The sequence below is a fragment of the Novosphingobium sp. PASSN1 genome, from assembly GCF_002278815.1.
Map to the genome: position 1 here is coordinate 122,888 of NZ_NKIS01000008.1, position 21,471 is coordinate 144,358.

18 protein-coding genes are annotated in these 21,471 nt (G+C 66.0%); 8 read left to right on the forward strand and 10 right to left on the reverse strand.

All coding sequences use genetic code 11. From position 1 onward, the window contains the following. The first annotated feature begins 57 nt into the window (after positions 1-57). From CFE35_RS14445 to CFE35_RS14455, 3 genes are read left to right on the forward strand one after another with little or no spacing between them, the layout of a single operon-like run. Positions 58-1,449: a glutamine synthetase family protein gene (locus CFE35_RS14445; RefSeq protein WP_292931486.1), complete on the forward strand. Its 1,392-nt coding sequence runs from the start codon at positions 58-60 to the stop codon at positions 1,447-1,449. Beyond that, on the forward strand, positions 1,424-2,710 hold the full coding sequence (locus CFE35_RS14450; protein ID WP_292931488.1) for an aminotransferase class III-fold pyridoxal phosphate-dependent enzyme: 1,287 nt from the start codon (positions 1,424-1,426) through the stop codon (positions 2,708-2,710). The genes CFE35_RS14445 and CFE35_RS14450 overlap by 26 nt, the downstream gene beginning before the upstream one ends. Then, on the forward strand, positions 2,703-3,677 hold the full coding sequence (locus tag CFE35_RS14455; protein WP_292931489.1) for a phosphotransferase: 975 nt from the start codon (positions 2,703-2,705) through the stop codon (positions 3,675-3,677). Before CFE35_RS14450 ends, CFE35_RS14455 begins: the two co-directional genes overlap by 8 nt. Positions 3,678-3,704: 27 nt before the next feature. Here the strand turns inward: CFE35_RS14455 and CFE35_RS14460 are convergent, their stop codons facing one another. Next, positions 3,705-5,021 (reverse strand): FAD-binding oxidoreductase, encoded by a 1,317-nt coding sequence (locus tag CFE35_RS14460; protein WP_292931491.1) that lies wholly within the window; start codon positions 5,019-5,021, stop codon positions 3,705-3,707. A 126-nt stretch (positions 5,022-5,147) separates the two neighbouring features. After that, positions 5,148-5,621 (reverse strand): Lrp/AsnC family transcriptional regulator, encoded by a 474-nt coding sequence (locus CFE35_RS14465; protein WP_292931493.1) that lies wholly within the window; start codon positions 5,619-5,621, stop codon positions 5,148-5,150. 95 nt (positions 5,622-5,716) lie between these two features. Here CFE35_RS14465 and putA point away from each other — a divergent pair, with 95 nt between their 5' ends. Together putA and CFE35_RS14475 are read left to right on the forward strand one after the other, a co-directional pair. Beyond that, entirely contained in the window at positions 5,717-9,352 is a 3,636-nt protein-coding gene (gene putA / locus CFE35_RS14470; RefSeq protein ID WP_292931494.1) for a bifunctional proline dehydrogenase/L-glutamate gamma-semialdehyde dehydrogenase PutA, read from the forward strand. A gap of 85 nt (positions 9,353-9,437) precedes the next feature. Next, a complete protein-coding gene (locus CFE35_RS14475; RefSeq protein ID WP_292931715.1) occupies positions 9,438-10,550 on the forward strand; it encodes a bifunctional transcriptional activator/DNA repair enzyme AdaA in 1,113 nt (370 codons plus the stop codon). Here the strand turns inward: CFE35_RS14475 and CFE35_RS14480 are convergent. From CFE35_RS14480 to CFE35_RS14490, 3 genes are read right to left on the reverse strand one after another with little or no spacing between them, the layout of a single operon-like run. Next, positions 10,534-11,007: a low molecular weight protein-tyrosine-phosphatase gene (locus tag CFE35_RS14480; RefSeq protein WP_292931496.1), complete on the reverse strand. Its 474-nt coding sequence runs from the start codon at positions 11,005-11,007 to the stop codon at positions 10,534-10,536. The two genes, CFE35_RS14475 and CFE35_RS14480, sit on opposite strands and share 17 nt — an antisense overlap. 14 nt (positions 11,008-11,021) lie before the next feature. Further along, positions 11,022-12,038, reverse strand: coding sequence for an ACP S-malonyltransferase (locus tag CFE35_RS14485; protein ID WP_292931498.1), 1,017 nt, complete (start codon positions 12,036-12,038; stop codon positions 11,022-11,024). Beyond that, positions 12,031-14,229, reverse strand: a complete 2,199-nt coding sequence (locus CFE35_RS14490) for an alpha-ketoacid dehydrogenase subunit alpha/beta (protein ID WP_292931500.1) — start codon at positions 14,227-14,229, stop codon at positions 12,031-12,033. Before CFE35_RS14490 ends, CFE35_RS14485 begins: the two co-directional genes overlap by 8 nt. Positions 14,230-14,376: 147 nt before the next feature. Between CFE35_RS14490 and CFE35_RS14495 the strand changes: the two genes are divergently transcribed. Next, positions 14,377-15,519 (forward strand): diguanylate cyclase, encoded by a 1,143-nt coding sequence (locus CFE35_RS14495; protein ID WP_292931502.1) that lies wholly within the window; start codon positions 14,377-14,379, stop codon positions 15,517-15,519. A 12-nt stretch (positions 15,520-15,531) separates the two neighbouring features. On the opposite strand, the gene CFE35_RS14500 is transcribed toward CFE35_RS14495, so the two are convergent. The 5 genes from CFE35_RS14500 to wrbA all read right to left on the reverse strand — a co-directional run bounded on the left by CFE35_RS14500 (position 15,532) and on the right by wrbA (position 19,342). Further along, positions 15,532-16,644, reverse strand: a complete 1,113-nt coding sequence (locus CFE35_RS14500) for a glycerophosphodiester phosphodiesterase family protein (RefSeq protein WP_292931504.1) — start codon at positions 16,642-16,644, stop codon at positions 15,532-15,534. 57 nt (positions 16,645-16,701) lie between these two features. Then, a complete protein-coding gene (locus tag CFE35_RS14505) occupies positions 16,702-17,601 on the reverse strand; it encodes a carbon-nitrogen hydrolase family protein (protein WP_292931506.1) in 900 nt (299 codons plus the stop codon). Beyond that, positions 17,598-18,188, reverse strand: coding sequence for a GNAT family N-acetyltransferase (locus CFE35_RS14510; RefSeq protein WP_292931507.1), 591 nt, complete (start codon positions 18,186-18,188; stop codon positions 17,598-17,600). Before CFE35_RS14510 ends, CFE35_RS14505 begins: the two co-directional genes overlap by 4 nt. After that, positions 18,185-18,595 (reverse strand): ketosteroid isomerase-related protein, encoded by a 411-nt coding sequence (locus CFE35_RS14515; RefSeq protein WP_292931508.1) that lies wholly within the window; start codon positions 18,593-18,595, stop codon positions 18,185-18,187. The genes CFE35_RS14510 and CFE35_RS14515 overlap by 4 nt, the downstream gene beginning before the upstream one ends. A 147-nt stretch (positions 18,596-18,742) precedes the next feature. Then, positions 18,743-19,342, reverse strand: a complete 600-nt coding sequence (gene wrbA, locus CFE35_RS14520) for an NAD(P)H:quinone oxidoreductase (RefSeq protein ID WP_292931509.1) — start codon at positions 19,340-19,342, stop codon at positions 18,743-18,745. A 313-nt stretch (positions 19,343-19,655) separates the two neighbouring features. Here wrbA and purC point away from each other — a divergent pair, with 313 nt between their 5' ends. Both purC and CFE35_RS14530 read left to right on the forward strand, forming a co-directional pair. Then, entirely contained in the window at positions 19,656-20,441 is a 786-nt protein-coding gene (gene purC, locus CFE35_RS14525; protein WP_292931511.1) for a phosphoribosylaminoimidazolesuccinocarboxamide synthase, read from the forward strand. 290 nt (positions 20,442-20,731) lie between these two features. Next, positions 20,732-21,340, forward strand: coding sequence for a hypothetical protein (locus CFE35_RS14530; RefSeq protein WP_292931513.1), 609 nt, complete (start codon positions 20,732-20,734; stop codon positions 21,338-21,340). The last annotated feature ends 131 nt before the right edge of the window (positions 21,341-21,471 follow it).

Here is a 21,471-nt window from a genome sequence, read left to right on the forward strand (position 1 = left end):
ACCCCTCGCCCCGCTCCATACCACCCGGTACGAAGCTCCCAAGGACCCTGTCGACCCATGACCGCCCCGCAATCCATGATCGCCGATCCGGCAGAGGCGCGCGATTTCCTCTCCGCCAATCCTGAGATCGCCTTCATCGAAGTGATCTTCACCGCGCTCTCCGGCGTCCCGCGCGGCAAGCGCGTGCGCAAGAGCGAGCTTATGGCGATCTACGAAAACGGGCGCCTCTACCCCAGCTCGATGCTGGTCGCGGATATCACCGGGCAGGACTGCGAGGACACCGGCCTCGTTTGGGGCAATGGCGATCCGGACTACATGCTGCGCCCCGTCCCCGGCACGCTGGTCAAGGCACCGTGGCTTGGCGACGATATCGCGCAAGTGATCACATCGATGTACTACGCGGACGGCACCCCCTGCGAACTCGATCCGCGCCACGTGCTGACCCGCGTGGTCGAACGCTTCAAGCCGCTCGGCCTTACCCCCGTCGTCGCGTGCGAGATCGAATACTACCTCGTCGATCCCGTCCGGGGCGCGCGCGGTGAAGTCCACCTCGCCCGCTCGCCGCACACTTCCGCGCAGCCGCACCTCATCGACGTGTTCAGCCTGACCGACATTCAGGACTTCGCCCCCTTCTTCAAGGAGCTGTGGCGGCAGGCCGATGCGCAGGGCATCCCGCTCGAAGCGGTGATCTCCGAGTATGCGCAAGGGCAGGTCGAACTCACGCTCCACCACCGCCCCGATGCCCTGCGCGCGGGCGACGAAGCGCAGATGTACAAGCGCCTCGCCAAGGGCGTCGCGCAGACCCAGGGCATGGCCGCCACCTTCATGGCCAAGCCGTTCAGCCATTCCGCCGGCAGTTCGATGCACCTGCACTTCAGCATGGCGGACGCTTCGGGCAAGAACGTCTTCACCAGCGAAGACCCCGAAGGCACCGAGCAAATGCGCCACGCCATCGGGGGCTTGCGTGAAACGCAATCTCAGGCCTTCGGCATCTTCGCCCCCAACGCCAATTCCTACCGCCGCTTCCGCGCCAATTCCTACGCGCCCACCGCGCCGATCTGGGGCGTCAACAACCGCTCGGTTTCCTTGCGCGTCCCCGCTGGCCCGCCCGCTTCGCGCCATGTCGAACACCGCTTTGCCGGGGCCGATGCCAACCCCTACCTCGCGCTTGCCGCGATGCTGGCGGGCGTCCATCACGGCATGGTCAACCAGATCGATCCCGGCCCCGCCGTCTTCGGCGATGGCTACAAGGCCGCCGCAGACAGCCCCTATCAGGTCCCCGGCAACTGGTACGCCGCCGTCGATGCGCTCCACGCCTCCGCCCTCATGCGCGACTACCTCGGCGATACCTTCGTCGAGATGTACTGCGCAGTGAAGCGCACCGAACAGGATCGGTTCTACAGCGAGGTCACCGCGCTCGACTATGACTGGTACCTCCGCAACGCCTGACAGCGACCTGCTCCAGCGCCGCGACCGCGCCTTCGGGCGCGGCGCCAAGCTGTTCTACGATGAACCGCTCCACTTGGTACGCGGCAAAGGCGCGAGCCTCTTCGGTGCGGACGGGCGGCGCTACGTCGACATGTACAACAACGTCGCCTCGGTCGGCCACGCGCACCCGCGCATTGTCGAGGCAATGGCCCGCCAGCAGGCCACGCTCAACACCCACAGCCGCTACCTCAGCGAACCCGCGATTGCGCTGGCCGAACGCCTCACCGCGCTCCAGCGCGTGACGGAAAGCGCCGTGTTCAGCTGCTCCGGCACCGAGGCCATCGAGATCGCGCTGCGCATGGCCCGCATGGCCACCGGACAGCGCGGGATCGTCTGCACAAACCATACCTACCACGGCAACAATGTGGTCGTCGGCGCGCTCACCAATCTCCCCACGGGCGATACCCGCCACCCAGATATGCGCTCGATCCCTTTCCCGGAAACCCTGCGCCCGCTCACGCGCGGCCTGTCCGAGGAAGCCCTCGGCGATGCCTATGTCGCGCGCCTCAAGGCCGCTATCGAAGACCTGAAAACCATCGGGCAGGGCTTCGCCGCTCTCATCCTATGCCCCATCCTCGCCAACGAGGGTCTGCCCGATATTCCGCCCGACTTCATGGCCAAGGCCGCCGCACTGGTCCGCGCCGAGGGCGGCCTCATCATCGCCGATGAAGTGCAAGCCGGCTATGGCCGCAGCGGCACATGGTGGGGCTACGATCATGTCGGCCTAACGCCAGATCTCGTCGTCACCGGCAAGCCGATGGGCGCTGGCCTACCCCTCGCCGCCACGTGCGCCAGCCGCGAGGTGGTCGAGCAATTCCGCGCTGAAACCCGCTATTTCAACACCTTCGCCGCCAGCCCCCTGCAAGGCGCGGTCGGCCTCGCCGTGCTCGATGTGATCGCGGAGGAAGGCCTCGTCGAACACAGCCGCGCCCTCGGCACCGAACTGAAGGCCTCGCTCCAGCAGCGCCTCGGCCACACCCCCGGCCTGATCGACGTGCGCGGCAAGGGCCTGTTCCTCGCCGCCGAGTTCGTGGACGCCGAGGGCAAACCCGACGCCGCCCACGCCTTCGCCCTCGTCTGCGCGCTACGCCGCGAGGGCTTCCTCACCTCGGTCGATGGCGCTTTCAACAACTGCATCAAGATCCGCCCCCCGCTCGTCCTCCCGCGCGAGGACGCACTCGCGTTCCTCGATGCCTTCGACCGCGTGACTGCAAGTGCCTGAGATCGAGGCGTACCTTCCCGCCGCCCGCACCGCGCTCGCCCAGTTCGGCCTCCCCGAAACCGAACCCCACCCCATCGGCAAGAGCGAAAACGTCGTCTTCCGCGCCGACGCGCCCGATGACACCACATGGGCGCTGCGCCTCCACCGCCCAGGCTACCACGCCCTCCCCGCGCTGGAGTCAGACCGCAAACTCACCGCACATCTCTCTGCAAACGGTCTCCTCGTCCCCACCGGCCGCCGCACCATCAGCGGCGCATGGTACGCACAAGTCGCCACGCCCGACCCCGAAGCCACCCGCCTCGCCGGGATGACGCTCTGGCACCCCGGCCAGACCCTCGAAAGCCTGATCGGCAAGGACCGCGGCCTCGCAACCTGGCCCTGGTTCGAACGGACCGGCGCACTCCTCGCCGAACTCCACAACGCCACCGCGAACTGGACGCCGCCCCAAGGCTTCACCCGCCACCGCCTAGATGAAGACGGCCTCGTCGGTGAAACGCCGTTCTGGGGCCGCTTCTGGGAAGCCAGCGCGTTGACCCCGGAGGAACGCCGCATCCTCGTCGAAGCGCGCGATCTTGTCACCGCCCGCCTCCCCCCGCTCACCGATCCGCTCATCCTCATCCACGCAGATGCACACCCCGCCAACGTCCTCGTCAGCGGCGAGCGATTGGGCCTCATCGATTTCGACGACTGTGCATGGGGCTGGCCCGTCTTCGACATGGCTGTCAGCCTGTGGAGCGCATCCAGCGAACCTCGCTTTCCCGAACTGCTAGCCCGCTTCCTTGCTGGCTACGCGCAGCGCCGCGCGCTCCCGGCCGAAGTCCACGCGCAACTGCGTCTCTTCCTGCTTATGCGCACCCTCATGCTGATCGGCTGGAGCGACGCCCGCCCCGACCTTGCGGGGGCAAACTGGAAGGCAGGCCTCATCGCCAAGGCATTGAAAGGAATCGGAGAACTGAATCTAACCTAAAGCTCGCTTTAGATTCAGGATTCGTCCTTAGATTCCAAGCTTGTCGCGCAGCCCATAGTACCATGCGCCCACCACGCAGTACGGCACGCGAAACAGCTTTCCGCCCACGAACGGGATGTACGGCAGCGAGGCAAAGACGTCGAACTTGGTCATTTGGCCGTCAATCGCCTCGGCCAGACGGCGCCCCAGCATCTGCGTCGTGGTCACCCCGTGCCCGCTGTCACCCTGCGAAAAATAGACGCTGTCAGACACGCGCCCCATCTGCGGATACCGCGTCATCGTCAGCGCAAAGTTGCCGCTCCACTGGAAGTCCACCTTCACGCCCTTGAGCTGGGGGAACGTCTGGTGGAGCTGCGGCAGGATCTTGCCCTCGATCGAGGCCGGATCGAACCCGCCATAGATCGTGCCGCCGCCATAGAGCAGCCGCCCATCCGCCGTGCGCCGGTAGTAGTCCGGGATATAGCGGATATCCTCGATGCAATAGTTGGTCGGAAACAGCGTTTCGAGCAGATCATCGCCCAGCACTTCGGTCGCGATCACCTGGCTGGAAACCGGCAGCACGCGCCCCGAAAGATCAGGCGCGGCATCGCCGAGATAGGCATTGCCGCAAACCAGCACCTTGTTAGCGCGCACTTTGCCCTTGGCGGTGTGCACCACCGGCTCCGCCCCGCGATCAACATGCGTGACGCGCGAGTTCTCGAAGATCCGCCCGCCAAGGCTCTCGAACGCCGCCGCCTCGCCCAGCACATAGTTCAGCGAATGCATGTGCCCGCCGATGGGATCAAACATGCCGCCGATGTAGCGGTCCGAATTGATGTGCTCGCGCGCCGCCGCGCCTTCGGCCAGAAACATCTGGGTGTGCCCGTGCCGGTGCCATTCTTCGGTCCGCTCAGCCAGCAAGTTCAGCTGCGGCTTGCTCATCGCCATGATCGCATTGCCCGCGCGCAAGTCGCACTGGATGCCGTACTTGGCCACGCGCTCGCGGATGATCGATTGGCCCTCCAGCGCCATCGCGCCGAACGCCTTCTCGGCCTCCGCGCCATAGTGCTGCCGCACTTCCTGCATCCGCCGGCTATAGCCATTGACCAGCTGCCCGCCGTTGCGCCCCGAAGCGCCCCAGCCCACGCGCTCGCCTTCGACCACGATCACCTTGTAGCCGCGCTCGGCCAGCTCCAGCGCCGCGCCCATGCCGGTGAAGCCTGCGCCCACCACGCAGATGTCGGCCACTTCCTCACCCAGCAGCTCGGGTCGCCGCGGCGTGGGATTGGCGCTCGCCGCGTAGTAGGTCGGCATGCCCGCATAGGGCGAAGCGGGCGAGAAGGTGTCGATGATGCGGTCGGTCATGAGGCCCAAAATACCGGGCAGGCCCACGCCGTGTCAATCAGGAATGTGATCACATTTGGCAGGTCATGAGATGGAGAAGCCTTCCAAAGCGGGAAAGCGCCTTCAAATTGTGATCATGTTCCCCTCTCAATCATGGGACTCGCGCACCGTCTCCATCGCGACGAACGTCGATGTGCTGGCCACATGCGGCAGGCTCGATATCTTCTCGCCCAGCACTTCGCGGTAGCGGCGAATATCGGCCGTGCGCACCTTGAGCAGATAATCGAAGCTCGATGCGATCATGTGGCATTCCTCGATCTCGGGAATGCGCAGGACCGCCTCTGCAAAGGCCGCCAGCGCCGCCTCGCGCGTGTCGGAAAGCTTCACCTCGGTGAAGGCGACATGATCCATCCCCAGCTTGCCCGGATCGAGGATCGCGCGAAAGCCCCGGATATACCCCTCCGCCACCAGCCGCTTCAGCCGCGCCTGCGTCGGTGATTTGGAAAGCCCGATGCGCTGCGCCAGTTCGGTGATCGGCAGCCGCCCGTCCACCGCCAGAATCTCGAGGATCGCGCGGTCAAACCGGTCTAACGGCCCGCCAATTGCCTTATCATTTTCCATATCGCCTACCATAGCGGCAAACTTAAGGCCAGTATAACTGCCAGACAATCAAAATCAGGCAAACGGCCTTGGAGCGATATGGTATTCTCTGCCCCATGAGCAACCTGCCGCCCTTCGCCCCCCGCCTCTCGCCCGAAACCCCGCTGCGCCGCGCCATCACGCAGGCCACGCGCATCGCCGAGCCCGAAGCGATCCGCCCCCTGCTCGCCGCCGCCACCCTGCCAGAAACAGGCCGCGCCGCCATCGCCGCAACAGCTCGCACCCTGATCGAAGCCTTGCGCGCCAAGGCCCGGCATAAGGGCAACTTGGGCGGCGTGCAGGCGCTCGTGCAGGAATTCGCGCTCTCCAGCCACGAAGGCGTCGCGCTCATGTGCCTCGCCGAAGCGCTGCTGCGCATCCCGGACGATGCCACGCGCGATGCGCTTATCCGCGACAAGCTCGCCACCGGCAATTGGGCCGCGCACCTCGGCCACGCCAAGCCGCTGTTCGTCAACGCCGCCACCTGGGGCCTCGTCATCACCGGCAAATTGAGCGCCAGCGTCGATGAAACCGGCCTCGGCCACGCGCTCACCCGCATGGTCCACCGGCTTGGCGAACCTGTCATCCGCCGCGGCGTCGACGTGGCGATGCGCATGATGGGCGAACAGTTCGTCATGGGCGAAACCATCGCGGAAGCCCTCGCCCGCGCCCGCCAGCGTGAGGCGCGCGGCTATGGCTTTTCCTACGACATGCTGGGCGAAGCCGCCGCCACGGCCGAAGACGCCGCGCACTACTTCGCGTCCTACTCCGCCGCGATCCACGCCATCGGGCAGGCCAGCGCTGGGCGCGGGGTGATCGGCGGCCCCGGGATCTCGATCAAGCTCTCCGCGCTCCACCCGCGCTATTCCCGCGGGCAAGGCCAGCGCGTGATGGCCGAGCTTGCCCCGCGCGTCCTCGCCTTGGCCGAACTCGCCAAAGGCTATGACATCGGCTTCAACATCGACGCCGAAGAGACCGACCGCCTCGAACTCTCGCTCGATCTGCTCGAAATGCTCGCCCACGCGCCCAGTCTCGCGGGCTGGCAGGGCCTTGGCTTCGTCATCCAGGCCTATCAGAAGCGCTGCCCCATGGTGATCGACTGGATCGTCGATCTCGCACGCCGCACGGGCCGCCGCTTGATGATCCGCCTTGTCAAAGGGGCCTATTGGGACGCCGAAATCAAGCGGGCGCAGGAAGCCGGGCTTTCCGATTTCCCGGTCTACACCCGCAAGGTCCACACCGATCTCGCCTACGTCGCCTGCGCGCAAAAGCTCCTCGCCGCGCGCGATGCGGTGTTCCCGCAATTCGCCACGCACAACGCGCAGACGCTGGCCACGATCCACCACCTTGCCGGGCCGCACTTCACCCCCGGCGACTATGAATTCCAGTGCCTCCATGGCATGGGTGAACCGCTTTATGATGAAGTCGTGGGGGCAGATGGCCCTGCCCGCCCGTGCCGCGTCTACGCCCCTGTCGGCACGCACGAAACGCTGCTCGCCTACCTCGTTCGCCGCCTGCTCGAGAACGGCGCGAACTCCTCGTTCGTCAACCGCATTGCCGATCCGGAAGTGCCGGTCGAGGCGCTAATCGAAGACCCAGCGCAAGCGGTCGCGTCCGAACCCGCCCCCGGCGCGCCGCACCCTGCCATCACGCACCCGGAGGCCCTGTTCGCAGACCGCCAGAACGCCAGAGGGCTGGACCTCGCCGACGAGCCGACCCTTGCCGCGCTGGCAAAAGCCCTCATCGCCAGCGCCGCGCAGGATCACCGTGCGGGCGATCCCGCCCGCCCCGCGCACGCCGTGCTGAACCCCGCCGATCACCGCGATGTGGTCGGCCATGTCCATCCCGCCAGTGCTGAAGACACCGCCCGCGCCGCCGCCCAGGCCGCTGCCTCAAGCTGGCCAGCCACCCCGGTAGAAACACGCGCCGCCGCGCTTGAACGCGCCGCCGAGGCGATGGAGCTTGCGCGCGTCCCCCTTATCGCGCTGCTCATCCGCGAAGCTGGAAAGAGCGCCGCAAATGCGCTGGCCGAAGTGCGCGAAGCGGTGGATTTCCTGCGTTACTATGCCGTGCAGGCCCGGACACTCGGCGAAAGTGCCCAGCCCCTCGGCCCGGTCGTCTGCATCAGCCCGTGGAACTTCCCGCTCGCCATCTTCACCGGCCAGATCGCCGCCGCGCTCGCCGCCGGGAATCCAGTGCTGGCCAAGCCCGCCCCCGAAACCCCGCTCATCGCCGCCGAAGCGGTGCGCATCCTGCACGCAGCGGGCGTGCCCACAGACGCGCTCCACTTCCTCCCCGGCGGCGGCGAAGTCGGCGCAGCGCTCGTCGCTGCGCCCGAAGTGCGAGGTGTCGTCTTCACCGGCTCCACCGCCACCGCCCGCGCTATCCAGCAGTCGCTGGCGGGCCGCCTCAACGGCCACGGCCAGCCCATCCCGCTCATCGCCGAAACCGGCGGCCTTAACGCGATGGTGGTCGATAGCTCGGCGCTCGCGGAACAAGTCGTGGCCGACGTTCTCGCCTCCGCGTTCGATAGCGCAGGCCAGCGCTGCTCGGCCCTGCGCCTGCTGTGCTTGCAGGAAGACATCGCAGACCGCACCCTTGCCATGCTCAAGGCCGCGATGGCCGAACTCGCGGTGGGCAATCCCGGCCGGCTCGCCACCGATGTTGGCCCGGTCATCTCCGAGCGCGCCCGCAGCGGCATCGCCGCCCACGTGGCCGCCATGCGCGCTGCAGGCTTCCCCATCACCGCAATGCCGCTCGGCGAAGAGACCGCACATGGCACCTTCATCGCCCCGACCCTGATCGAATTGCACCGCCCGGCAGACCTCAAGGCCGAGATCTTCGGCCCCGTCCTCCACGTCGTCCGCTACCGCGCCAACGAACTGGACACGCTCATCGAGGCCATCAACGCCTCAGGCTACGGCCTCACGTTCGGCCTCCACACCCGCATCGACCAGACGGTAGAGCGGGTGACGCGCCGCATCCACGCGGGCAATCTTTACGTGAACCGCAACATGATCGGTGCGGTCGTCGGCGTGCAGCCCTTTGGCGGGCGCGGCCTTTCCGGCACCGGCCCCAAGGCGGGCGGACCGCTCTATCTCACCCGCTTCAGCCACAATGCAGTGTCCAGCCTGCCCGCAGGCACCTGGCCTGCCGCTCCCGATCCCGCGCTCGATGCCTTCGCGCAGTGGGCCACCACGCAAGGCCTTGCCGCCACGGCATCCGCCGCACGCGATACCGCGAAGGCATCACGCCTCGGCTTCACCACTGAGCTTCCCGGCCCGGTCGGCGAACGCAACCAGTACCGCCTCGTCCCGCGCGGCCGGGTGGCCTGCTCGGCCACCAGCGTCGAGGCGCTCTGGCAGCAAGTCGCCGCCGTCCTCGCCACCGGCAACACGGCCGTGATCACCGCCCCCAGTCCCCCAGATCTTGGCCCGGTCGCGACGCGCCCCGCAGGCTTTCCCGCTGCGCTTGCCGCGCGCGTGGAATGGGTGGATGCCGATCTGGCCTGCATCCCCGATCTTGCCGCCATGCTGGCCGAAGGTCCGGGCGAACGCATCGCCGAACTCAGCCGCCAGCTCGCGGCGCGCGAAGGCGCTATCGTTTCGCTGCATACGCCGGACTACTCGCTCGACTTGCTGCTCGAAGAAATCACGCTCTCGAACAACACCACCGCAGCGGGCGGCAACGCCAGCCTCATGGCGGTAGCCTAAGCGATTGCACCGCAAGCCCCGGAGCGCGTGCCCCGCGCTCCGGCGGCTATCCCCTCCTGAGCGAACAGGAGAAGCTCCCGTGCCCATGGCAATCCCCACACCCACGCGCTACGGCCCGCCCGTGGCAAACCCCGAAACCCTCGACGAAACCCGCTGGCGGCAGGTCACCACGCGCGACCGTGCGGGCGATGGCACGTTCGTCTACGGCGTGAAGACCACCGGCATATACTGCCGCCCCTCCTGCCCCTCGCGCCCCGCCAAGCGCGCCAACGTCAGCTTCCATGAAACCCCCGCCGAAGCCGAAGCCGCCGGTTTGCGCCCCTGCCGCCGCTGCCATCCCGCCGCCGCGCAGGAACCTGCCGCCTCGCTCATGCAGGCCATGGCGCAGTACATCACCGTCCATGCCGCAGAGAGCCTCCCGCTCGCCCGCATCGCCGATCAGGCAGGCATGAGCCCCGCCCACTTCCAGCGCAGCTTCAAGGCCGCGCTCGGCGTTTCCCCGCGTGAGTATCAGGCCGCCCAGCGCCTCGCCCGCTTCAAGGCGGGCTTGCGGGACGGCGAAGGCGTGCTCGAAGCCGGGCTCGATGCCGGTTTCGGCTCCACCAGCCGCCTTTACGCCTCCGCAGACGGCAGCCTCGGCATGACCCCCAGCGCCTACCGCGCGGGCGGCGCGGGCGAAGTCATCACCCATGCGGTGCGCGAAACCGCGCTTGGCCCGCTGATGATGGCCGCCACCCGGCGCGGCGTCTGCTTCGTCCAGTTCGGGACCAGCGAAGCAGAGCTGCTGCAACAGCTCGCCGCCGAGTTTCCCAAGGCGCATTTGCTCCCCGCCGCGCTGGCCGCTGCCGCCCCGCTCGATGCATGGATGGCCGCGCTCGCCGCCCATCTCGAAGCGGCCGCGCCGCGCCCCGATCTCCCGCTCGATCTCATCGGCACGGCCTTCCAGATCAGCGTCTGGCGCTTCCTCATGTCGGTCAAACCCGGCGATGTTGTCAGCTATAGCGAATTGGCCGCCGCCACCGGCAAGCCCCGCGCCGTGCGCGCCGCCGCCAGCGCCTGTGCCGCCAACCGGATCGCGGTGCTCATCCCCTGCCACCGCGCCTTGCGCGCCGATGGCAGCCTTGGCGGCTATCGCTGGGGGCTGGAGCGCAAGCGGGCGCTGCTCGATGCCGAACGGCGGATCACGTCATCCGGCTGATGATCACTCGCGCCGCCGCGCTCACATCGTCCCAGGTCGTCGCAAAGTCTTCCGCCGTCCCGCCATAGGGATCGATCACCGCCGTCCCAGCACGCCCCGGCACAAGATCCATCAACAAGCCCAGCCGCGCGGGCGAGCGCCCCAGCAGCCTTCTCGGTTCAATCCGCCTGAGATCGCGCAAGTTCTGCTGATCCAGCGCATAGATATGGCCAAAATTCTGGAAATCCTCGCGCTGCACCTGCCGCGCGCGGTAATGCGAGATGTCGATACCGTGGCGCTCCGCCTCGGCAATCGCGCGGGGATCGGGCGGGCTCCCCGCATGCCAGCCCCCGGTCCCGGCTGAATCGATGGAGATCGCCAACCCCGCCGCAATCGCTTCAGCGCGCAGCGCAGCCTCGGCCAGCGGGGAGCGGCAGATATTGCCCAGACATACGAACAGAACGGACGGCTGGTTCAACAGTGGCACTCCGGTCAGCTTGCGACGAGCCGCCGCTGGGCTTCGCGGCCCATCGCGACGAGAAACGGATCCTCTTCTTGCCTACGGGAGAACACGTATTTGCTGCCGATGTCCAGCCAATCAAGCGCCACAATGGCTTGCCCGATGGCCCCGCCCAGCGTCTCGCCCGGCCCCAGCAACACCAGCCGGTCGGGCGCAAACTCGCGGCAGGCCACGGTGATAGCCGCCGTGAAATCATAAGCCGCCAGGATCTGGTGCCCAAAGGTATAGTCCCACAGCGCTTGGCGGTCGCTCTCGAAGCGCCGCCACACTTTCCCGCGCCCATCGATCAGCGGCACTTGCGGCGCGCCGAACCAGGCCGCCGGCAACTGCGCCCGCGCCGCATCCGCGCTCGCCTGCATCAAGGGCGTGTGAAACGGCCCATGCCCGGGCAGACGCAGCGGCGGGCGCGGCAAGGGCGGGAGTTCGGCGGTCAGCGCATCGAGCGCCGCTTCCGGTCCTGCCACCACCAGCATCCCGCCCAGCCGGATCGAAGGCAGCACGCCCACCCGCGCGCAGGCCGCATCCACGGCCAGTGCCGTTTGGGCATCGACCCGCCAGTCCTCACCCGCCAGCACGATCACCGCCTGCCCGCCGGGCGCGTGCTTCTGCGAATTCATCCCCATCGCATCGGCAATGGCAAACCCGTGCTCGCCCGAGACCGCCCCGGCACAGGCCAACGCGGTATACCAGCCCATCGAATTGCCCGTGACGGCCACAACCTCGAACCGCTCCCGGTCCAGCTTCAGAAAATCCAGAAACGCGCAGGCATGGATCAACGGCGCCGCCACATCCCCGCGCGGATGCAGCTTGGGGTCGAACTTCTTCGCCCCGTCCATCTCGGTCAGCGTAGGCTTGCCCGCGTCTGCACGCACGGCATCGAAATGTACCAGCCACGGCGATCCGGCATGATGCCGCGCAAGGTAACCCAGCTCCGGCGCATTGTACGTCCCCCGCCCGGGGCAGACGACGACGACAGTTTCCTTAGCCACGCACCATCTCCAGCGCCTTAGCCACAATCCCGTCGCGGCTCGGCAAGGTATGCGTCGCCGCGCGCGCCAGCGGGATGAAGCTGTCCGTTGCCGCCAGTACGCCCAGGGCCTTGTCCGGCGCACGCAGCGCCATCAGCGCCAGCAAGGCCTCGCTCTGCGAACCCGTCTCGCGGCATTCGTCCACCACCAGCACGCGCCCGCACGGTGCCACCGCTTCCAGCAGCGCCTCCTCGGCCAGCGGCGCAATCCAGCGTAAGTCGATCACCCGAACGGAAACGCCCTGCTCCGCGAGCAACTTTTGCGCCTGCAAGGAGAGGTAGACGCCGTTGCCGTAGGTCACCACCGCAAGGTCCGTGCCAGCCCCATGCACCCCGATCTCGCCCACGCGAATCTCGCTGATACCCGGCACTTCGTACACCGAAGTCCACAGCCCATCCCCCTCGGCATGCAAATCGCGCGTCATGTAGAGCGCAATCGGCTCCACAAAGATCACCACGCGCTGCTCTTCGTGCGCCAGCCGCACACATTCGCGCAGCATCAGCACCGCCTCGCGCCCGCAAGACGGCACCGCGATCACCAGCCCCGGAATATCGCGGAACACCGCAAGACTGTTATCGTTGTGGAAGTGCCCGCCAAAGCCCTTCTGATAGGGCAGTCCGGCAATGCGCAGCACCATCGGATTGGTGAACTGCCCGTTGGAGAAGAACGGCAGCGTCGCCGCCTCGCCCCGGATCTGGTCCTCGGCATTGTGGACATAAGCGAGGAACTGCACTTCGGGCAGCGGCAGCAGCCCATTGTGCGCCGCGCCGATCGCCAGCCCCAGAATCGCCTGCTCGTCCAGCAGCGTATTGATCACCCGCGCCGAACCGAACCGCGCGTGGAGCCGCGCTGTCGCGTTATAGACGCCGCCCTTCGGCCCCACATCCTCACCGCAGACGATGGCATTGGGATATTGCAGCAGCAGGTCCGCCATGCCCCAAGAGATCAGCCGCGCCATATGCTGCGGCTTCTCCATCACCGCCACTTCATCGGCAAAGATCGCCGCGCGCGCCTCGGTGCTGGCCAGAGGGCGCCCGGCCCCCACGCGCTTCGGCGGCACGATGCTCGCCATCACCGCCGCCGCATCGGGCAGCTTGGGCCGCTTTATCGCCAGTTCCACCTGCCGCAGCAATTGCGCCTCGATGGCGTCGTACTCGCGGCGCACATCGGCGGCGGTCATCACGCCTTCCTCGATCAGCAGCGCCGCGCTGGCCAGCAGCGGATCGCGCGCATTGTCCGCCGCGATCTCGTCCTTGCTGAGATAGACCTGCTGCACATCGTTCCCGGCATGACCATAAAGCCGCACCGTCTTCATGTGCAGGAACACCGGCTTGCGATAGCGCCGCGCGTATTCGACCGCCTCGCTCGCCCCGCGCCATGCGTCCGCCAGATCGCAGCCGTCGCACTGGATATAATGCAGCCCCGCCCGCGTGGACCAGTTCGCCTCGATCCAACCCATCGGCGTCTTGGTCGAAATGCCGATCCCGTTGTCCTCGCACAGGAACACGATGGGCATCGGCGTCCCCTGAAACGCCGCCCACGCCGCCGTGTTGAGCGCGCCCACGGCGGTCGAATGGTTGGCCGAGGCATCACCGAACGAGCACAGCACCACGCCGTCCTTCGCCAGCACGGTATTCTCAAACCCCATCCGCCGCGCGATCCCGATGGAAAACGCCGCGCCCACGGCCTTGGGCAAGTGGCTCGCAATCGTGGAGGTCTGCGGCGGAATCATCAGCCGCTTCGATCCGAGCACTTTGTGCCGCCCGCCCGAAATCGGGTCGTCAGCGCTCGCGGTGAAGGAAAGCAGCATGTCCCACATCGGGTTCTCGCCCGGCACACGGTTCGCGCGGTGGATCTGGAACGCGGCATCGCGGTAATGGAGAAACGCGATATCATCCACGCGCAGCGCCTCGGCCAGCGCGGCGTTGCCCTCGTGGCCTGACGAGCCGATGGTATAGAACCCCTCGCCCCGCGCCTGCAGCTTGCGGCTGAGCCGATCCAGCTGGCGGCTCACCATCTGGCTATGCAGGATCGCCGCCGCACGCTTCGGGTCGAGGCCCACCGCGCTCAGCCCCAGATTGCTCCTGCGCTGCAAGGTGCCCGCATCCAGCGCGGCGACAAACTGCTCATGAACCTGCTGTGCGGCGTCCATCAGCGCGAACCGGTTTCGTTTGCGATCATCCCGCCAGCCCTAGCCGAAGCCGCGCGGGGCGTCACCCCGTCTCGGCATCGCCGCAGCGCCGGACCGGGCAAACATCGTTAACACCCGCTTTACCCATCCTACGTAGAACCACGTAAGATGAGAGGGGTCTTCGCCAGCCTGCGCACGCGGATCGTGCCGCCCATCCCGGAAGCGATCCGGGACGATTTCACCATGCTGCGCGCCCGCCGCGTCGAAACGCAGACCCCGATGATGTTCCTGATGCTGCTCGCCACCACGCCAACGGCGGCCTGGGCAGGCGCGGCGGATGTCCATTGGACGGTGCGCTTCGGGATGCCTGCGCTGCTCGCCATCCTGTGCGTGCTGGGCATGGTGGAGAACCGCTATAGCCGCAAGCACCGCATGAGCCTCACGCGTGCGCGCCTGCTGGTCAGCAAGACCAGTACCACCTCGGGCGGGGTCGGCCTGATGTGCAGCGCCTGGTGCGTGATCAACTGGCTGGCCTCGCCGCCGGAAAACCATGCCGACTTCGCGATGATCCTCACCATGGGCTCGCTCGCCACGGCCTATTGCATTTCCGCGATCCGCTTCGCCGCGATCCTCAATCTGGTCATCGGCGTCGTCCCGCTCGGCGCGCTGATGCTCTCGTCAGGCCGCCCGGCGGAGATGGCCGCCGCCACCAGCCTGCTGCTCGCCACCGCGATCCTCATCCGCTTCATCCTGCAAAGCCACGCGATGCTGGTCGATCTGCTCCAGCTCCAGCAGCAGACGCGCGATCTGGCGCACACCGATCCGCTCACGGGCATCGCCAACCGCCGCGCGCTCGATGATCGGATTGCCGGGCTGCTGCGCCCCTCGGCCCGGTCTGGCCCGTTCAAACTCGCGCTGCTCGATCTCGATGGGTTCAAGCCCGTCAACGATCGCTATGGCCACGCCTTGGGTGACAAGCTGCTGTGCTCGGTGGCAGACCGGCTGCGCGCCGCCGTCGGCGAGGAAGGCCTCGTGGTCCGGCAGGGGGGCGACGAATTTGCCGTCCTGCTGCCGCCCGAATCCGCGCTCATGGCCACCCCGCTGGCCGATCAGTTGCTCATCGCCCTCGTCCGCCCGCACATGCTCGATGGCCACCCGATCACCGTCGGCGCCAGCATCGGCATCGCGGTCTGGCCTGCTGATGGTGCCACTGCCGACGGTCTGTTCGATCATGCCGACAAGGCACTTTATCAAGCCAAGGCCGCCGCTCGCACCGCGCCCGCGCTGCCCGCCACGCTCCGCTCGGCCTGAAGGCTCAGACGCTTATTGCGGACCGTCCACCGCTTGCCGCGCCACGCCGGGATCATCGGCAAACAACCCGTCGATCCCCGCGATCAGAAACTTGGTCACGTCCGAAAGCATCCCCTGCGGATAGCGCGCGCCCGGCTCGCCATAGCGGAAGTTGGCCGGCATGAACTTGTTCTCGGGCCGGAACGTGAACACCGCCACCTTCAGCCCCGCGCGGTGCCCATCGGCCAGCACCGCCGTGCGCGGGCCGACCCGCTCCTCGGCATCCAGCGTGATCACTTGGCGGAGCGGCACGCCGACCCACTGCGCATACGTCGCGATCTCGGCCAGACCCTTGGGGCTCAGCATGTCCTCGAAGGTCAGCTTGCCCCGCGCCTTCACCACATCGGCCGGTTGCGGCACATCGGGCGATTGGATCAGCTGCATCAGTGCCACATTGGCCATGCCCGCCAGTTCGCGGTGCAGCCGCTTCAGGCCCGCGATCTCGAAGCTCTGCACGATCAGCGGCGCGCTGCGCAAATAAGCCGAAGCCTTGATCGCGGCGATCAGCTTCGCTTCCATGTCAAAGCCCAGCCCGGCAAAATAAGTCGAACGCTTGATTTCCGGGATCAGCCCGACCGGCTTGCCCTTGGTGGTCCGGCTGCGCTCGGCCAGCGCCACGATCTCGCCCAACGTCGCGATCTCGAACTGGCCGTCATGGCTCATGCTTTCCGGTCGCAGCGCGCCGAGGCGCTCCTTCGCGCGCAGCGTCTTCAGCTCCGCCAGCGTGAAATCTTCGGTAAACCAGCCCTCCTGCCGCACGCCGTCGACCACCTTCACGCTGCGCCGCGCGGCAAATTCAGGATGGTCGGCCACGTTGGTGGTCTCGGCGATATTGCTTTCGTGCCGCGCCACCAGCACGCCGTCCTTAGTCGGCACCAGATCCGGCTCGATGAAGTCCGCGCCGTCGGCAATCGCCTTTTCATAGGCCGCCAGCGTCTCCTCGGGCCGCAAGGCCGAAGCGCCGCGATGGGCAAATACCAGTGTGTCCGAAGGATTGCCGGGCGAAGCAGCAGCAGGTGCAGACATCACGATCCCCAGACCTGCGCCGAAGGCCACCAGCGCGCGACGAGAGAGATGGAATACCATGGCGAATCTCCTGTTGGAACGCGTGAGGTCCGCTATGCCGCGAGGAAGTCAGCCCTGTTACAGCAGCGAAACCACCCGTACCGCAGGCAAGGGCCCCGCGCCCGGCTGATCGCGCCAGTCACGTGCATTAAGCACGCCGCCATCGGCACGCAGCTGCGCCACCCGCGCCAGATCGACTTCGGCATAGACCCACGCGCTTTCGCCCTCGGTGCCGATGGCGATCACCCCGTCCTCGGGCATGCCCCGATCGGGCGGGCCATAGATGCCCGCCGCGCCCCGGTTCTCGTCCACCGCGGGCGACCACTCGGCCACGCCCACAGTCGGCGATTGCACCGCATAGCACTGGCTTTCCAGCGCCCGCGCCTGCGCGCCCAGCCGCACGCGCCAATATCCATGCACACTGTCCGTGCAGCTTGGCACCAGCAGCAACTCGGCCCCCGCATCGACCGCCGCGCGCGCCAGCAACGGAAACTCGCTGTCATAGCAGATCAGCACCGCGATCCGGCCCAGCACCGTTTCGAACAGCGCGATGCCGTCCACCCCTGCCGAAACAAACCACTGCTCGCGCTCGAAGCGCGTCATCACCAGCTTGTCCTGCGTCCCCACCTTGCCATTCGGCGCAAACAGCCGCGCGGCATTGCGATAGCGCCCGTCTGCATCGAGGCGCGGCAGACTCGCCGCCAGAATGTGAAGGCCGTGCCGCTCCGCAAGTTGGGCATGGAGCGCATCGACCTGTGCTGCCATCCCCGCCACGCTCGCCAACGACCCGGCCAGATCGCCCATTGTCGCAGGCTCAAGGCTCGCCAGCTCCATCGCGCCATATTCAGGGAACACCGCCAGCGCCGCGCCGCTTTCGGCAGCATTGGCGACCCAGCGCGTCAGCTTCGCTTCATACGCCGCCCAATCGGCGAGCTGTTCGATCGGATACTGCGCGGCGGCGATGGTGTAGCGGGTCATTCCCAAGTCCTCAGCCAGTATCGCATCGCCTTCAGGCTCTCTTTCGCCTCGCCATGCTCCTTCCAGCCAAGTTCGGTCACCAGCCCCGGCACCGGCGCATAGCCGCGCTTGGTCCAGAACACATCGTGCGGCACATAGTCCGCAGGCATGGCCGGATGGTCCTCCGCGCGGACCACCGCCGCAAAGCACGCCGCATTCGCCCCGCACGCCTTGGCCTGCGCCTCGCGGTGATCGAAGAAAGCATGGCCCACGCCCAGCCCGCGATATTCGGGCAGCAGCACGCTTTCGCCAAAGTAGAACAAGCGCTCCACGTCCAGCCCGGCCTGCGCGAACGGCGCGCGGAACTCCGCCTTCTGGTGGATCATCGGCGCCGCCGTTGCCGCGCCGACAATGCGGTCCCCGTCAAACGCCGCCACCAGCACCGCATCCCGCGCCGCGGCATATTCGGCCAGATAGGCGGCCTCATAAGCCGCATCGCCATCATACAAATAGGGATAGGACGCGAACACCGTGATCCGCAGCCGCGCCAGATCGCCCAGCGCCGCACCCACTTCCGGGCCGGTCAGCGGGCGAACAACGACCTTCACCCCACCACCTGCGCGGTCCAGTCGGCCAGATTGTAATACATCGTCAGCCGCGTGATCTTGCCGTCGTCCACCGCGATGAACGCGCCAGCCGGCAGCACATAGGTCTGCCCATCAGCCTCGGGCAGCCCCTCGTCGGTCGCGAGATAGGCCCCGTGCACCACGAACTCCGCCGCCGCGCGCGAACCATCGTCGCTCGCCATCAGCACGATGTCCTTCAGCTCTTCCTTGTAGCACCGCTCCATATGGCCGAGGAACGCGGCGAACTTGTCCTTGCCGGTCACTCGCTCGCCCTGGTTCACATCGTGCGCCACATCATCCGCAAGGCAATCGAGCATCCCCTGCCAATCGCCCGCATTGAACGCGGCATAATAGCGGGTCAGCAGGGCAATCGTATCGGCACGGCTCATGAGGCAGTCTCCTTCAGCCCCGCGTATCTAGCGAGGCCGAAGCTAATGCACCACATTACAAAAACGCAAAGCGCCTGCCGCTCCTCCCCATTTTTCCCGCAGGGACAAATGGGGAGGTGGCAGCCCGAGAGGGCTGACGGATGGGCCTTACCCAAACAGCTTCCCTGCCGTCATCGCCACGCGCGCGCCCAGATAGCGTGCGCCTTCCAGCTCGGTCTCGCTCGGCTGGCGGCTGCCATCGCCTCCGGCAATCGTCGTCGCCCCGTAAGGCGCGCCGCCCACCACTTCGTCGTTGCGCATCTGGCCCTGGAAACCGTAGTCCAGCCCCACGATGGTCATGCCGAAGTGCAGCAGGTTGGTGATCACCGAAAACAGTGTCGTCTCCTGCCCGCCGTGCTGCGTCGCGCTCGAAACGAACGCCGCGCCAACCTTGCCGTTCAGCGCGCCGCGCGCCCACAGGCCGCCTGCCTGATCCAGAAACGCCGCCATCTGGCTCGAAATCCGGCCAAAGCGCGTGCCGGTGCCGACCACGATCGCGTCGTAGTGCTCCAGCTCCGCCACCGTCGCCACCGGCGCGGCCTGATCCAGCTTGAAGTGATGCGCCTTCGCGGCTTCCAGCGGCACCGTCTCGGGCACGCGCTTCACGTCGACGTCCGCGCCCGCACCGCGCGCGCCTTCGGCAATCGCGTGCGCCATCGTCTCCACGTGGCCATATGCCGAATGATAAAGCACCAGAACCTTTGCCATATTCGTATTCCCTTGTTCCGGCGAGGGCACCGAATCGGCCCCGCCGCATTGACTGAGGCGGTCCTACAGCGCGCCAGTTCTCCGGATCAGCCCGATAAAATCGCGCATCTTGTTCAGAAATATCGAACAAACCCCGCCACACCTGTCCATTTGCGTGGACGCCGTTTTTGTCCTATGGGCCACGCCAAAGGCCCCGGCTCAGCGCAGGTTTCCACCAATCGGTGCAAAACCCGCCCCGCCGGGGCTTTTGATTTACCGCGCTGTGCTTATCTTCGGCCCAGCGCCAAAGCTGACGCCAGTGAAAGAACCGCCCATGTCCCGTCGCCGCCAGATCTACGAAGGCAAGGCCAAGATCCTCTACGAAGGCCCCGAACCCGGCACGATCATCCAGTATTTCAAGGATGATGCCACCGCCTTCAACGCGCAGAAGCGCGGCACGATCAACGGCAAGGGCGTGATCAACAACCGCATCAGCGAGTATGTGTTCACCCGCCTCGCCCACATCGGCATCCCCACGCACTTCATTCGCCGCCTCAACATGCGCGAGCAGCTGGTGCGGCAGGTGGAAATCATCCCCATCGAAGTGGTCGTGCGCAATGTCGCCGCCGGCTCGATCAGCAAGCGCCTCGGCATCCCCGAAGGCGAACCGCTGCCCCACACCCTCATCGAATACTACTACAAGGACGATGCGCTGGGCGATCCGCTGATCGCGGAAGAACACATCGCCTGCTTCGGCTGGGCCAGCAACGAGGAGATGCAGGACATCTCCAGCATGGCCATCCGCGTCAACGATTTCATGGTCGGCATGTTCGCGGCGATCAACATCCGCCTCGTCGATTTCAAGCTGGAATTCGGCCGCATCTGGGATGGCGACTACGCCCGCGTGATCCTGGCCGACGAAATCAGCCCCGACGGCTGCCGCCTGTGGGACATGGTCACCGGCGAAAAGCTCGACAAGGACCGCTTCCGCCGCGATCTCGGCGGCGAAGAAGAAGCGTACCAGGAAGTCGCCCGCCGCCTCGGCCTGCTCGAAAACGACGGCGGCCCCAGCGAAGTCTTCGACCTCGGCGCCCACCGCAAGCTGCGCGGCAAGAAGTAACCTCTAAGCCCCTCCCCATTTTTGCGGCACGCACAAATGGGGAGGTGGCAGCCCGCAGGGCTGACGGAGGGGTAAAAGGCGTCAGAACAAAAGAGCCTCCGGCGGGCAAGGGCCACCGCCCTTGCATCCCGTAGATTTAGCGGTTGTAGTACCAGTCCCCGAAATTCGCCGGAACCGCCAGTTTTTCAGCGCCTCCGAGACGTGCCTCCGGGATTTGAAGCGGCTGCTCTATTGACCTTCGACGGGTACTAATCTCATCCTCGCCACAAGCTGGTTGGGATGATGTTTATATGCTTGGATACATTGTCGAGAGATTGGCGGAAAACCTTATTCCAACAACGCTGTGGACCATTGTGGGCGCTGCCTTTCTGCCATCCTCTCAGCCCCGAAAGTGGTGGCTAAAGGTATTGGGTGCCATTAGCGCCCTCATTCTGCTCGGTGTTATTTATGGGACGATTCGTATCCAGCAACGGGGAGAAAGCCCTTTGTTGCCCGATTGGCAATTCTGGACATTCGCATCAGCTTTGGCAGGATTAGGAATAGGTGCGCTGTTGGCAAATGCTCACTCGACAGGCTCTGATCTGCGAAATGATTCTAACGGGAACTCAGATTCTGCTTTAAACATTGGAAAAACCGATACGCCGTCAACGTCATATCATGGTAATGTAACTTATTGGTCACCACCTTCAAAACAAGAAGAAAAATCTATAAATGAAGAAAATCAAGATGATGGAGCATTCTATAAAGTCGCTGGCGAAGAGCTGTTGACTGGAAATATGGACCCTGAAACCTGGGCTCGCGCACTAGTTTTTGGCAAAGGCGACGAACATGTGGCGAAAGCCCAATATGTTAGCCTTCGATTAAATCAGCTTGGGGGCAAACAGCACCCTAAGGCCTGAGCACTCACTCGCCGCCCGCACTCGCGATGATAAAGAATTACGTTGACATGTCATAAAGTCCCCAAATTCAACCCATCACGCGACGCCCGCCAGAAAAGCGTCGATCCGCACGGAATTACGGTGACAGGAAT